The sequence below is a fragment of the Sphingomonas aurantiaca genome (assembly GCF_003050705.1).
Lineage (GTDB): Bacteria > Pseudomonadota > Alphaproteobacteria > Sphingomonadales > Sphingomonadaceae > Sphingomonas > Sphingomonas aurantiaca.
Genome location: NZ_QAOG01000002.1, coordinates 171666 through 185322, shown reverse-complemented (window position 1 = coordinate 185322; position 13657 = coordinate 171666). Strand labels below are relative to the sequence as shown.

General features: G+C 66.3%; 12 protein-coding genes. 4 read left to right on the top strand and 8 right to left on the bottom strand.

The window, feature by feature from the left end; translation table 11 throughout:
• Positions 1–73 precede the first annotated feature (73 nt).
• The 4 genes from purL (at position 74) to bfr (ending at position 4882) form a co-directional block, all read left to right on the top strand.
• The gene (purL, locus tag C8J26_RS06290; RefSeq protein ID WP_107957200.1) at positions 74–2302 is read left to right on the top strand and encodes a phosphoribosylformylglycinamidine synthase subunit PurL; all 2229 of its coding nucleotides are present in this window, start codon (positions 74–76) and stop codon (positions 2300–2302) included.
• Between the two features lie 460 nt (positions 2303–2762).
• A complete protein-coding gene (locus C8J26_RS06285; protein WP_107957199.1) occupies positions 2763–4028 on the top strand; it encodes a DUF418 domain-containing protein in 1266 nt (421 codons plus the stop codon).
• A gap of 65 nt (positions 4029–4093) precedes the next feature.
• Positions 4094–4264 (top strand): (2Fe-2S)-binding protein, encoded by a 171-nt coding sequence (locus tag C8J26_RS20820; protein ID WP_037527780.1) that lies wholly within the window; start codon positions 4094–4096, stop codon positions 4262–4264.
• Positions 4265–4366: 102 nt separating this feature from the next.
• On the top strand, positions 4367–4882 hold the full coding sequence (gene bfr, locus C8J26_RS06275) for a bacterioferritin (protein ID WP_107957576.1): 516 nt from the start codon (positions 4367–4369) through the stop codon (positions 4880–4882).
• Positions 4883–4969: 87 nt separating this feature from the next.
• Here the strand turns inward: bfr and C8J26_RS06270 are convergent, their stop codons facing one another.
• From C8J26_RS06270 to C8J26_RS06235, 8 genes are all read right to left on the bottom strand, one after another.
• Positions 4970–5386, bottom strand: a complete 417-nt coding sequence (locus tag C8J26_RS06270; protein ID WP_234422720.1) for an Hpt domain-containing protein — start codon at positions 5384–5386, stop codon at positions 4970–4972.
• A gap of 104 nt (positions 5387–5490) precedes the next feature.
• Positions 5491–5700 carry a sulfurtransferase TusA family protein gene (locus tag C8J26_RS06265; RefSeq protein ID WP_279628933.1) on the bottom strand — a complete coding sequence of 70 codons (210 nt, stop codon included), beginning with the start codon at positions 5698–5700 and terminating at the stop codon, positions 5491–5493.
• Between the two features lie 15 nt (positions 5701–5715).
• Positions 5716–7104 (bottom strand): ribosome biogenesis GTPase Der, encoded by a 1389-nt coding sequence (gene der, locus C8J26_RS06260; RefSeq protein ID WP_055879492.1) that lies wholly within the window; start codon positions 7102–7104, stop codon positions 5716–5718.
• Positions 7105–7290: 186 nt separating this feature from the next.
• Complete coding sequence (locus C8J26_RS06255; RefSeq protein WP_056420119.1) at positions 7291–8613, bottom strand: outer membrane protein assembly factor BamB family protein; 1323 nt, start codon at positions 8611–8613, stop codon at positions 7291–7293.
• Positions 8610–9350, bottom strand: a complete 741-nt coding sequence (locus tag C8J26_RS06250) for a tetratricopeptide repeat protein (RefSeq protein ID WP_107957198.1) — start codon at positions 9348–9350, stop codon at positions 8610–8612. Before C8J26_RS06250 ends, C8J26_RS06255 begins: the two co-directional genes overlap by 4 nt.
• 69 nt (positions 9351–9419) lie before the next feature.
• Positions 9420–10280: a 3-methyl-2-oxobutanoate hydroxymethyltransferase gene (panB, locus tag C8J26_RS06245; protein ID WP_107957197.1), complete on the bottom strand. Its 861-nt coding sequence runs from the start codon at positions 10278–10280 to the stop codon at positions 9420–9422.
• Between the two features lie 63 nt (positions 10281–10343).
• Positions 10344–10778 (bottom strand): hypothetical protein, encoded by a 435-nt coding sequence (locus C8J26_RS06240; protein ID WP_244185191.1) that lies wholly within the window; start codon positions 10776–10778, stop codon positions 10344–10346.
• Between the two features lie 204 nt (positions 10779–10982).
• Positions 10983–13406, bottom strand: coding sequence for a TonB-dependent receptor (locus C8J26_RS06235; protein WP_107957195.1), 2424 nt, complete (start codon positions 13404–13406; stop codon positions 10983–10985).
• Positions 13407–13657: the final 251 nt, after the last annotated feature.

Genomic DNA, 13657 nt, shown 5'->3' with positions numbered 1-13657 from the left:
AAATCCCCCCGCGCGCAATTTGTCGGGGTGCACACAGGTGACGGGCGGCCCCTACCCCGCTAAAGCCCGCCCCATGACCGAGATCACACCGCAGATCGTCGCCGACCACGGCCTGTCCCCCGAAGAATATGAGCGCGTCCTGCACGCGATCGGCCGCGAGCCCAATCTCGTCGAGCTCGGCATCTTCTCAGTGATGTGGTCCGAGCATTGCAGCTACAAGTCGAGCAAGATCCACCTGATGAAGCTGCCCACCAAGGGCCCCCGCGTCATCTGCGGCCCCGGCGAGAATGCCGGCGTCGTCGATATCGGCGACAACCAGGCGGCGATCTTCAAGATGGAGAGCCACAACCACCCGTCGTACATCGAGCCCTATCAGGGCGCGGCGACCGGCGTCGGCGGCATCCTGCGCGACGTGTTCACGATGGGCGCGCGGCCGATCGCCAATTTGAACGCGCTGCGCTTCGGCCGGCCCGATCATCCCAAGATGCGTCACCTGATTTCGGGCGTCGTCCACGGCATCGGCGGCTACGGCAATTGCGTCGGCGTGCCGACCGTCGGCGGCGAGGTGAACTTCCACAGCGCGTATGACGGCAACATCCTGGTCAACGCGATGACCGTCGGGATCGCCGATCAGGATAAGATCTTCTATTCGGCAGCCTCGGGCATCGGCAATCCGATCGTCTATGTCGGTTCCAAGACCGGCCGCGACGGCATCCACGGCGCGACGATGGCGAGCGCGGACTTCGGCGAGGATTCGGATGCCAAGCGCCCGACCGTCCAGGTCGGCGATCCCTTCACCGAAAAGCTGCTGATCGAGGCGTGCCTCGAACTGATGGCGACCGACGTCATCGTCGCGATCCAGGACATGGGCGCCGCCGGCCTCACCTCGTCGGCGGTCGAAATGGCGTCGAAGGGCGGCGTCGGTATCGAGCTGACGATGGACGACGTGCCCCAGCGCGAAACGGGCATGACGCCGTACGAGATGATGCTGAGCGAAAGCCAGGAGCGCATGCTCATGGTCCTCAAGCCCGGCCGCGAGGCCGAGGCCGAGGCGATCTTCAGGAAGTGGGAGCTCGATTTCGCGGTCATCGGCCGCGTGACCGACACCGGCCGCATGGTGCTGACGTTCAAGGGCGAGACGGTCTGCGACATTCCGCTTGGGCCCCTTGCCGACGAGGCGCCGCTCTACGATCGCCCGCACGTGCCGACGCCCAAGCCCGCGCCGCTCGAAAACGCGCCGCACAGCAACGACATCGCCGCCGATCTGGTGACGCTGATGGGCTCGCCCGACATCGCCTCGCGCCGGTGGATCTGGGAGCAATATGACCACATGGTCGGCGCCGACACGGTGCAGCGCCCCGGTGGCGACGCCGCGGTCGTCCGCGTCCACGGCACGCAGAAGGCGCTGGCGATGACCACCGACTGCACGCCGCGCTATTGCTTTGCCGATCCCGTCGAGGGCGGCAAGCAGGCGGTCGCCGAAGCATGGCGCAACCTCACCGCGGTCGGCGCGCTGCCGCTGGCGGTGACGAACTGCCTCAACTTCGCCAACCCGCAGCGTCCCGAAATCATGGGCCAGATCGTGGGCTGCCTCGAGGGGATGAGCGACGCATGCATCGCGCTCGACTTCCCGATCGTCTCGGGCAACGTCTCGCTCTACAACGAGTCCAAGGCGACCGGCGGCGGCTCGGCGATTCTGCCGACACCCGCGATCGGCGCGATCGGGTTGCTGGCGGACTGGCAGAAGAATGCGACGATCGCGTTCAAGGGCTCGGGCGACATCATCCTCGCAGTCGGCACGCGCGGCGGGCATCTCGGCCAGTCGCTCTGGCTGCGCGAATGCCATGGCCGCGAACAGCTAGACGCCGGCCCGCCGCCGCCCGTCGATCTCGCCGCCGAACGCCGCGTGGGCGACCTGATCCGTGAAGCGATCAGCCTCGGCCAGCTCACCGCGGTCCATGACGTCTCGGACGGCGGCATCGCGGTGACGCTCGCCGAGATGGCGCTCGCGGGCGACATCGGCGCGATGATCGACCGCAAGCAGCCGTTCGACTGCGCGCGCGCGTTCTTCGCGGAGGACCAGGGCGTCTATATCGTCACCGTCGAGGATCATGCGCTGCTCGACTTCCTCGGTGCGGCGCACGCGGCCGACGTCGAGGCGGAGCCGCTCGGTCGCACCGGCGGCAAGCGCCTGATCTTCGAACGCCCCGACCGCGACGACGTCATCGCGCTCGAGACGCTCCGCACCGCGCATGAAGGCTTCTTCCCCAAGCTGATGGGGGTCGACGCCGCGCTGGCGTGATGGGGTCCGGGGGCGGGTAAAGTTAGAGCCCCCCCTACACACGCCCCCCCGGCGAAGGCCGGGGCCCAATTGGAATGGCCGCAGTAACCTCGCGCTGCCATCCTTACTAAGGCCTTCCCATTTGGGCCCCGGCCTTCGCCGGGGTGGTGGGATTTGTGCAGTGCGGACCGCCAGCACGAACCGCGCTTGTTCCCCCGCGAAGGCGGGGGCCCAGACTGGGCTCCCGCCTTCGCGGGAGAACAAGAGGGCGGCGGCTCTTCGGTCCCGCCGGTGGCCCACACATCTACCTGACACCCAAGCGATCCAAAATCGCGCTGTCCTACGCGCCTCGCCTATGCCAGCAATCCGGCATGGCACCGCCGCTCCCCTCCCGCACTAAAGTACCGTCGCACGACGCCACACCGGTCGGTCATCACGACCCGCGCGAGCGTCTATACTTCCTATACTTCACTCTGCCGGCATGACCCCCGCCCCCACCAGAATCGCCACCCTGGACGTCATCCGCGGCGTCGCGGTGATGGGCATCCTTGCCGCGAACATCGCCGCATTCGGCTTTCCCGAATTCGCGTATATGACGCCCGCCTCGATGGGCTCGCCGAGCACGCCCGACCTGATCGCGTGGACCGCGACGTTCATCGTCATCGACGGCAAGATGCGCGGGCTGTTCTCATTCCTGTTCGGCGCGTCGATGCTGCTGGTCATCGACCGCGCGAGCGCGAATGGCGACGACCCCGCGACCATCCACCTGCGCCGAATGGCGTGGCTTTTCGTGTTCGGCGTCGCGCATCTCTACCTGCTGTGGTGGGGCGACATCCTCGCGCATTACGCCCTCGTCGGCGCCATCGCGTATATGTTCGCCCGGCTACCGGTCCGCTGGCTGATCGGGCTCGGCCTCGCCTGTATCGCGGTACAGACGCTCGAACTCGGCACGCTGACCGCCTATGCGTTCGACCTCCACGCCGCCGCGCACAAGGCCGGCGCAACGGCACGCACGATCGCGAACTGGCAATCGCTGGCGGATCAGTTCGGCCAGCCCTCCCCCGCCGCCGTGGCGCGCGAACTCGCGATCGGGCGTGGCACGTGGCACGATCTGGTCGCGTGGCGCTGGACGCACGCGGTCGGGCCGATCACGTTCCTGACGGTCGGAGGCCCCGAAACGCTCGGCTTCATGTTGCTCGGCATGGCGGGCCTGCGCTCGGGGTTCCTTACCGGCGACTGGACGCGACGACGCTACATCGTCGTCGCCGTCACAGGGATCGCGATCGGGTGGGTCGGCTATGCTGGGATCGTCGCATTCGACATCGGCCACGGGTTCGACGCCCGCTATGTCGCGCTGTCGTGGCTGGCGCTTGCGACGCCGCTCAGGCCGCTCACGATCATGGGCTATGCCGCGGCGATCATCGTGCTGGCGCGCCCGGGCGGCTGGCTGACGACGCGCGTGTCGGCGGCGGGGCGCATGGCGTTCTCCAACTATCTCGGCACGACCATGATCTGCACCACCATATTCTACGGCTACGGCCTCGGCCTGTACGGCGAGCTTTCCCGCGCGCAGCTGTACCTCGTCGTCGTTCCGATCTGGCTGCTGATGCTCGCCTGGTCGAAGCCGTGGCTCGATCGGTTCCGATACGGTCCGCTCGAATGGCTGTGGCGCAGCCTGTCGCGATTCGCGTGGCAACCGATGCGTGGTTCGCCAAGCGCGGCGAGCCGTTCGGGTTGTTGCGAATAAGACGCAAAACAGCTTGCGACTGGTTCGCATTATCCGTATTCCAGCTCCAACACGAAGGAGCTTCCATGGTCGTCTGCGTTTGCAATGCCATACGAGAATCCGATGTCCGCAGCTGCGCGCGCGGCGGGTGCACCACGCCGTGCCAGGCGTTCCGCTCGCTCGGTCGCCAGCCCAAATGCGGCCAGTGCACATCGGTAGCGCGTGCGATTATCAACGAGGAACGCGCTGCTGCGTAGCGCTCGCAAGCGCTGAAACCCGCAGAAATCCTGGAGTTTTCGGGGTTGCCGTGATCCAGGTTAGCCCGCTACATACTGCGCAGAGGTGACGGAGATATGGCCATGCGCGGCGACCCCCAAGTAATCGACTATCTGAACGAGGCGCTCAAGAACGAGCTCACCGCGGTCAACCAATATTGGCTCCATTACCGGATGCTCGAGCATTGGGGCGTCTACAAGCTCGCCCAGTATGAGCGGATGGAATCGATCGACGAGATGAAGCATGCCGACTGGTTGTCGGAGCGCATCCTGTTTCTCGACGGCCTGCCCAATTTCCAGTTGCTCGGCCGGCTGCGCATCGGCGAGACCGTCGAGGAGGTCCTGAAGTCGGATCTCGCGCTCGAGGTCGAGGCGACCGTCCAGCTCAAGTGCGCGATCTCCTACTGCGAAGAGGTCAAGGACTATATCAGCCGCGACCTGTTCGCCCGCATCCTCGCCAGCGAGGAAGAGCATGTCGACACGCTCGAGCGCCAGTTCGAGATGATCGCGCGGATGGGCATCCACAACTACATCCAGCTGAACTCGATCTCCGAGCACGATTCGCCCAAGGCTGGCGCGGCGCCGTATCTGAAGGGGTAACCGCCAGGCGATACCCTCCCGGGTATCGCCGGCCCCTAACGGGCTGCATCCTGCACCAGCTGGCGGAGGATGCAGCCCGCCTCGATCCTAGTCTTCGCCGAAGCCCGTCGGCACGGCGCGACGACCGAAGCCACCGGCCGCGGGTTTTCGCGCGATGATCGGGTTGGCCTCACGCTCGAGCAACGTCAGCGTCTGGTCGAACAGCGGCCGCAGATTGACGATATGCTCCAGAGCCTCTTCGGGGGTATCCTGCATTTCAAGACAGTCGCGCGCGATCGTCTCGATCGCCTCCGCAAGATCGGCCAGCGGCTCGGCGCCAAACTGCCGCGCTTCGCCCTTGAGCGTATGCGCCGGGATTACCATCGCCGCCGCGTTGAGCGACCGCATCGCCGCTTCGATCAACGCGACCGATTTGACACCGTCCTCGCGAAAATAGCCGAGGATACGGACAAACCCGGCACCCAGCTCAGCCCGCGCCTGCGAAAAGGCTGGCCAGTCGACCAAGGTGCTTCCTTCGAACGACACTGTCGCCTTCTCCCGTTAAGCAATAGCGCCACGAAACTCAGAACCGCATCGTATCCGGTTCGTGTAAATACAATGTTGTCATACTACCGACAAGTTACGACAAAGATCCGGTAAAAATCGTCCAAAATGATCCCTAGCGCGGCATTCGACGCCTTGGCGACTGCCGCCAGCTCGGCCGGGGCCTGCGGGTCGTCCGCGAGCACCTCGACGCTGCGCGCACCATCGCGCAACGCACGCGCGAGCCGTATCGCCGGCCAGGGACAGCGCATCCCCCGCGCGTCGATGCGGACCACCCCGGACACCAGCGCCTAGCTGCCGCCGCCGCCCTTGCCGTTATCGTCATAGGGGTTCTTCGGCGCTCGGAACATCAGACGAACCGGGACCGCGCCGAAGCCGAGGTCCTTGCGCATCGAATTGACCAGATAGCGCTCATAACTCGCCGGCAGCTGATCGACGCGCGTGCCGAAGATCACGAAGCTCGGCGGGCGAGTCTTGACCTGCGTGACGTAGCGCATCTTGATCCGCTTGCCGCCCGGCGCCGGCGGCGGGGTCGCCTCGATCGCGCGCTCGAACCAGCGGTTGAGTTCGCCGGTGCCGACGCGCTTCGACCAGGCATCGCGCGTATCGAAACAGGCCTGGAGCAACTGGTCGATGCCCTTTCCGGTCGCGCCCGACACCGTCATCACGGTGACGCCCTTGACCTGGCTCAGGCCATCCTCGAGCGCGCGCTTGACGCCGTTGAACAGCGACGACGCGCTCTCGGCGATGTCCCATTTGTTGAGCGCGATGACGAGCGCGCGGCCCTCCTGCAGCACCTTGTCGGCGATGCGCAGATCCTGCGCCTCGAGCCCGAGCGTGGCATCGAGCAGCAACACGACGACCTCGGCGAAGTCGACCGCGTGCAGCGCGTCCTCGACCGACATCTTCTCGAGCTTGTCCTGCACCTTGGCGCGCTTGCGCATGCCCGCGGTGTCGATCAGCCGCACTTTCCGCGCTTCGCCACCGGTCGGGTGCCAGTCGTAATCAACGCTGATCGAATCGCGCGTGATGCCCGCTTCGGGGCCGGTAATCATGCGGTCTTCGCCGAGGATACGGTTGACGAGCGTCGACTTGCCGGCGTTTGGACGACCGACGATAGCGAGCTTCAGCGGGCCCTCATATTCGTTGTCGGGTTGTTCCTCGGGCGGCTCTTCCTTGCCTTCTAGCAGCGGGAGCAGGCCTTCGAACAGGTCGCCCAGGCCTTCGCCATGCTCGGCCGACAGCTGGACGGGATCGCCGAAGCCGAGCGCGAGCGACTCGAGGATGCCGTCTTCACCCGCGCGGCCCTCGGCCTTGTTGGCGACGAGGATGACGGGCACGTCGGCGGTGCGGAGCCAGCGCGCAATCTCCTCGTCGAGCGGCACGATCCCAGCGCGCGCGTCGAACAGGAACAGCGCGACGTCGGCCTGCTCGACCGCGGCCTCGGTCTGCTGGCGCATCCGGCCGGGCAGAGTCTGCGCGTCGTGATCTTCGTAACCGGCGGTGTCGATGATGCGGAATTCGAGCCCGATCAGCGACGCATCGCCCTCGCGCCGATCACGCGTGACGCCGGGCCGGTCGTCGACCAGCGCGAGCTTCTTGCCGACGAGGCGGTTGAACAGGGTCGACTTGCCGACATTTGGGCGGCCGACGATCGCGACCACGGGGAGTTTGGACATGGCAGGCCCTTAGCGCGTGTCGCGGCAAAGGTCACCTAGTCCCTCTCCGCTTGATGGAGAGCGAGGGGAACGTGGGGGGACGAGGAGTTCGGGCGGGTGATCCGCGCCTCACGCCCCCTCACCCTTCCCACCCGGCTTCGCCGGGCGGGCCCCTTCCCTCTCCCCGGCGGGGAGAGGGCGTTTGGGTCAGCGGTAGGCGGTGACCTTGCCCTTCTGGTCGAGCGTATAGAGCGTCGAGTTGGCGACGATCGGCGGCAGCGAGAACGGCGTCTTCGTCTCGATCGTCGAGCTGACCGTGCCATCGGTCGGCGAGACGAAGTTGATCTCGCCGCGCGAGTTGGTCAGGACGAGGCGGTTGCCGGCCAGGATCGGGCCGAACCAGGTAATCGCGTTGCTGCGCTTCTTCTCGTTCTGGAACCGCTTCAGCTGCGCGATCCAACGGGCCTTGCCGTTCGAGCGCGACAGGCAGACCAGGCGAGCATCGTCGGTGACGACGAACAGCCATTCGCCTGCGATCCACGGGGTCGAGATCCCGGCGAAATTCTGCTCCCAAAGACGCTGTCCGGTCGACAGTTCGAGCGCGACCATGCGGCCACCCTGCCCGACCGCGTAGACGCGGCCGCCGTCGATCACGGGTGCGGCGTCGATGTCCGACAGGCTGGAAACCGAGGTGGTCACCGACGTGCGCGACAGTGCGTCCTGCCACAGAATACGGCCGTTCTCGTAGCGATAGGCGCTGAGCTCGCCGCTCGAGAAGCCCGCCACGACGGTGCCCTGGCTGACCGCGGGTGCGGCCACGCCGAACACGCCCTGCGTTTCGAGCGTCCCCGACTGGACCCACTGGACCTTGCCGTCGGTCTGGTTGAGCGAGAAGACCTGGTTGTCCTGCGTCAGGACATAGACCGCGCCATTGGCGACAGTCGGCGATCCACGCAGCGGCGCACCGGGCTTGGCGCGCCACAGGATGGCGCCGTCGGCGGCGTTCATCGCGACGACGTCGCCGACGCCATCGGTCGCATAGAGCTTGCCGTCGTCATAGCTGACGCCGCCACCGAACCGGGCGGCTTTGTTAAGCTTGCCTTCGGTGATTCCCGCGCTCCACAGCGCCGCGCCGGTGTCCGCGGCAAACGCGTGGATGGTCGCGGTGACGTCGGTCACGAACAGCTTGTTGTCGGCAACCACCGGTGCGGCGCCGAGACGCTCGCGGTTGGAGCCGCCATCGATCGACGCCTGCCATGCGCGCTTGGGCTGGTCGCCGAGCGCGAGCTGACCCATCGACTTGGCGGGGTTGCCGCCGGGCTGCGCCCAGGCGTCGTTGACCGCGGGGGCCGGCAACAGGACCTGGACGTCGGCGATCGTCTTGTCGGCCTCGACCTCGTTCTCCGAGACCAGGATCGAGACGCGGTCGCCGACCGTCGGCGTCTTTTTCACGCCGCCCTTGAAGATCCCACAACCGCTGAGCGCCATCAGCGCGGCGACGGCGACCGTCACCCGATATGTCTTCATCATTGCGCCTTGGTATCCTCGTTTGATGCGACCGGGGTCGGTGTCCCGGCGGTAGGCCCGGTACTGGCAACAGCGTCCACGCCCAGTACGCCCGCCATCTGAACGGCACGTTGACGAATCGTCTCCGGCACGCCGGTGTCGCGCGCGATCTGGCCGAACAGTGTGCCCGCCTGCTGACGCTGGTTCATGCGGAGATAGGAGATCGCGACCATCTCGCCCGCGCTGCCGAGCCACGGACCACCGGGGACCGCGAGTGGACGGAGGCGCTCGACGATGACCTGCGGCTTGAGCGTATCGAACTCGGCCGACGTCTGGCGGACGAGTGCGAGATCGCGGAACGGCTTGGCCAGCGAGCTATCCGCCGCAATCGCGCCCAGCTTGGCGGCGGCGCCCTTCAGATCGTCCTTCTGGAGAAGGATGTCAGCCTGCGTGAACATCGCCAGCGCGCGGTAGCCGTCGCGGTTCGACTTGGCGAGCTCGGCGAGCGGCTTGGACGCGGCGGCGGCGTTGTTCGCGCCGAGCGAGTCGTAGGCGGCCTGGAGCTGTTCACCCTCAACGCCGGCGGTCTCGCCATTGTGATGCTGCCAGTAAAGGAAGCCGGCAAGCGCGGCGAGCGCGGCGACGACGCCGATCGCGACCCAGATACCCCAGTTCGTCCAGAATCCGGCGAGTTTGTCGCGACGGAGTTCTTCGTCGACCTCGCGCAGGAATGCTTCATCGGTTTTCGGCGGGAGGGCCAAGGACAGCTCCGGAATATTGGGGATGGACGGCGCGGACCTTAGCCGCGCCGGGACCGAAACGGAAGCGGATCAATCCTTGGGGGCGTAGACCTGCTCAGGTCCCGGAAATGCCCGGGTGCGGACGTCCTCGGCATAGGTCTGCGCAGCCGACGCGATGGTTTCTGCAATATCGGCAAAGCGCTTCACGAACTTGGCAGTACGCTCGAACATCCCAAGCATGTCTTCGGCGACGAGCACCTGCCCGTCGCACTGCGCCGACGCACCGATGCCGATCGTCGGGCAGGCGATCGTGGTGGTGATCTCGATCGCGATCGGCTCGACCACGCCCTCGATCACCAGCGCGAAGGCGCCGGCTTCGGCGATGCTCTGCGCGTCGGCGACGATCTTGGCCGCTTCCTCGGGCGTGCGACCACGCGCGCCATAGCCGCCGAGCACGTTCACCGCCTGCGGAGTGAGACCGACATGCCCCATCACCGGAATCCCGCGCTCGGTGAGGAACTTGACGGTCGGCGCCATCGCGGTGCCGCCCTCGAGCTTTACCGCCGCCGCGCCGGTCTGTTTCAGCAACCATGCCGCGCTTTCGAACGCCTTTTCGGGCGACGCCTCGTAGCTGCCGAACGGCATGTCGATAACGACCACCGCGTGATAGCTGCCGCGGACCACCGCCGCGCCGTGTGCGGCCATCATCTCGAGCGTGACGGGGACGGTCGACGGCAGGCCGTAAACCACCTGGCCCAGGCTGTCGCCGACGAGCAGCATGTCGCAGTGCGGATCGAGCAGCTGCGCGGTCCGCACGGTGTAGGCGGTAAGCATGACGAGCGGCGTCTTGCCCTTCTGCCGTCGGATCGCGGGGATCGTCAGGCGCTTGAGCGGCGCCGGCGTCGGGTTCGCGCGACTCGTCGCGGTGTCGAGGGTGTAGGTCGTGGACATGCGACCGCTAGTAGCGCCAGTGCCGCGTCTCGCCCAGCCTAACCCGGTTCAGTCTAGCGCGGGTCAAACCGCCCAGCCCTTTTGCCGGGCGTGGCCAACGAGCCAGAGCGTAAAGGCGGCGACGGCAACGATCACGATCGGGAAGACGAGCGTCTCGCTGGCTCCCTTGTGCGCGACGATGTCGGTCGAGGCGAACAGCCAGCCGAACTGCACGATCATCGCGACCAGCGATGCGATCAGGAAAGGGCGGGCGCTGGCACGGCGCATGAACAGCAGGACCGCGCCGATCAGGCCGGTCAGGACCACGACCGCGAACAGCGGATCATACCAGCCCGGCAGCGCGGCGTAGAGCGCACGGTCGTAGGTGGTCGCATGGCCCATCGCGTCGGCACCGAGCCGGACCTGCTGGAGACACATGAAGCAGCCGATAAGGCCCCAGGCGACGAGGACGCCGGTGGTCATCCGAAACCACAAGGGCCCCTGTCGTACGAAGAACATGCGGCCACCCCTGTTGTCCCGGCGTGTTTGCCTCGGGTCGGCAGACTGCGCTTCGCAGCGGGTGTGCGCAAGGGGATGGCTCGGGAGGCCTCTTGCAGCCTCCGCGCGACGCGAACCGGAGAGACATCGGGAGCTTCCGACTGCGATGCCTCTCCGGGCCGTATCCTGCTTTATAGACCGTCAAACCTGAACGCGTCGTGACGATCAGAATGATCGCGAGACGGTGAGGCCATAGGTCCGCGGATCACCCGGCTGGCCGACGACGAGCCCGGTGCTGCCGGACTGGAGCGCGAGCACCTCGTAATACTTCTCATCGAACGCGTTGCGCAGCCAGCCGAAGACGTTCCAGCTGTCCTTCGCCTTGAACCCGAGGCGGAAGTTGCTGAGCGCATAGCCGTTGATATCGGTATAGGCCGAGCGCGACGGGTTGGACGAGAAGGTCGACCGGTAGCTGCCGTCATAGCCGAGATAGACCTGCCCCTCGAGCCCGGCGATCCGCGCGGGGAGATCATATTCCGCGCCATAGGAGAACGCCCATTTCGACACGCCGGGCAGGCGTTGCCCGGAAATGTCGCAATTCTGCGGGCTGATCCCGCCGGCGGTCCCGGGCGCGCTGGGCGTCTGGCCTGCGGTCGCGGTCGTGCCGCCGGACAGCTCCGGCGGGCATGGCGCATCGACGAACTTTACGTATTTCGCATCGGTATAGGCGCCGTTGGCATAGACGCTGAACCGCGACGACGGGCGGAAGGCCGAATCGAATTCGAGCCCCCGCGTCCGGACCTTGCCGGCATTGGCGAGATAGCCGCGCAGCACGCCGAGCTGGCCGTTGGTGACGGTCGCCTGATAATCGCTGATCTCGGTCCAGAACGCCGCGAGATTGAGCGTGATGCGACGGTCGGCGAGCTGCGTCTTCAGGCCAAGCTCGTAATGATTGACCTTTTCGGGCTTCACGGTCGCCGCGGACAGGATCGGGTTGCTGGCGCCGTCGAGCGGGAGGCCCGACAGGTTGATCCCGCCCGATTTGTAGCTGCGCGCATAGGTCGCATAGGCGTGGATGTCGGACGTCACCGTGTAGGCGGCGGTTATATCGCCAGACAGGTTCCAATTGTCGAAATCGGGCTGGTAGCTCTGCGGCGCCAACACGCCGCGCTGATCCGCGGTCAGCGCGGTGCCGGTGCCGTTGGTGACGACGGAGACGTAATCGCCCTTCTTCTTGTCGTAGTTCAACCGCAGCCCCGGCACGATCTGGAGCCGGTCGCTGACGTTCCAGGTCAGCTTGCCGAACAACGCGGCGCTCGTGTTGGTGAACCCGATCGTGTTGCGCGCGGTCAGCCCGTTCAGCGTCGCCGGATTACGCCCGCCCGCGCTGGTCGGATTGAGCAGGAACGCGCTCGCGGCCGACCCCTGGACCTGCAGGCCCTGCGTATCGATCGTCTGGTAGAAATAAAACGCGCCGAGCACGTAATCGAGTGTGTGCTTCCCGTTCGAGGCGATCCGCAGTTCCTGGCTATACTGGCTCTGCTGCGACGGGTTGGCGGACACGGTGGTGATCGGCAGGCCGGTAAAGTCGCGATCGTTCGACGGATCCCAATGCCAGAACCGGAACGCGCTGACCGACGTGATCGTCGACGCGCCGATATCCCAATTGGCGAGCAGCGACAGGCCGCCCAGCTCCTGCTTGGCCTGAAGCGGGGTGTCGACGTCGGTCACGCGGTCGAACGCGTTGGTCGACGGAACGGCATAGCCTTGGGCGGCAGCGAGCGCGGCATATTGCCGGTTGGTCGGCCGCTGCGTCGCGCCCGTGCGGACGTAATATTGGACGCAGCAATCGGGATTCTGGCGGCTGTAATCGGCGTACAGCGTCAGATCGAGATTGGGGGCCGCCTGCCACAGCATCGAGCCCCGGAAGCCGAGATTGTCCTGGCTGTTGAGATGCTCGCCGGTGCGGACGTTGTAGATCGTGCCGCGCCGGGTCGTGATCGACGTCGACAGCCGGATCGCGACCTTGTCGTCGACCAGCGGGCCCGACACCGACGCCTTACCCTGGAAGAAATCATAATTGCCCCCGGTCAGTTCGACCCGCGCCTCGGGCGTGAAGCTGGGCTTGCGCGTGCTGATGTTGATCGCACCCGCGGTGGTGTTCTTGCCGTACAGCGTTCCCTGGGGGCCGCGCAGCACTTCGATCCGCTCGGTATCGGTGAAGTCGAACGTCGCCGAGGCGATGCGGCTGTAATAGACCTGGTCGACATAGATGCCGACGCCCTGCTCGATCCCGTCGTTGGTCAGGCCGAACGGCGCGCCGAGCCCGCGGATGTTCGCGGCCGAGTTGCGCGGATTGGTGGAATAGAATTGCAGCGTCGGCTGAAGCTGCGTGAGCCGGCTAACGTTGTACGCCCCCGTCTCCGCGAGCGCGGTGCCGCCGATCACCGACATCGCGATCGGCACCGTCTGGATCGTCTCGGCGCGGCGGCGCGCGGTAACGACGACATCGCCCCCACCCTGCTGCTGGTTGCCGAGCCGCCCGCGCGCCTGCTCATCGACCGGGGCTTGCGGCGCAGTAGGCGGAGTGGAGGGCGATGGAACGGTGGCGGCCTGACCAGCCAACAGCAGCGCGAGCGTAAGCGACATCGAGTATTTCCCCTGAACCCTGGGGCGTAATGTCCAGTAATTCAGGGGGGATTCAATGTGGCCGTGTCTTGGGTCCGGCAAAGCCGGACTTCGCGGCTTCGTCGGCTCGAACGTCGGCTGCCGTAACCGGTGGTCAGTCATCCCCGCGGAGGCGGGGATCCACAGACACGGAGGTCAGCTATTATGGGTGCCCGTCCCGCGGGATTGACGATCGCGAGCAATAGCCCACGCCCCCTCTCCCGCCGGGAGAG

Coding starts and splice junctions, on each gene's coding strand:
- der (WP_055879492.1), bottom strand. CDS start 7,104: ATGTCCAAACTCCCCGTGGTCGCGATCGTCGGCCGCCCAAATGTCGGC.
- C8J26_RS06255 (WP_056420119.1), bottom strand. CDS start 8,613: ATGATGAAGACATATCGGGTGACGGTCGCCGTCGCCGCGCTGATGGCG.
- bfr (WP_107957576.1), top strand. CDS start 4,367: ATGCGCGGCGACCCCCAAGTAATCGACTATCTGAACGAGGCGCTCAAG.
- C8J26_RS20820 (WP_037527780.1), top strand. CDS start 4,094: ATGGTCGTCTGCGTTTGCAATGCCATACGAGAATCCGATGTCCGCAGC.
- C8J26_RS06285 (WP_107957199.1), top strand. CDS start 2,763: ATGACCCCCGCCCCCACCAGAATCGCCACCCTGGACGTCATCCGCGGC.
- C8J26_RS06240 (WP_244185191.1), bottom strand. CDS start 10,778: ATGTTCTTCGTACGACAGGGGCCCTTGTGGTTTCGGATGACCACCGGC.
- panB (WP_107957197.1), bottom strand. CDS start 10,280: ATGTCCACGACCTACACCCTCGACACCGCGACGAGTCGCGCGAACCCG.
- C8J26_RS06235 (WP_107957195.1), bottom strand. CDS start 13,406: ATGTCGCTTACGCTCGCGCTGCTGTTGGCTGGTCAGGCCGCCACCGTT.
- purL (WP_107957200.1), top strand. CDS start 74: ATGACCGAGATCACACCGCAGATCGTCGCCGACCACGGCCTGTCCCCC.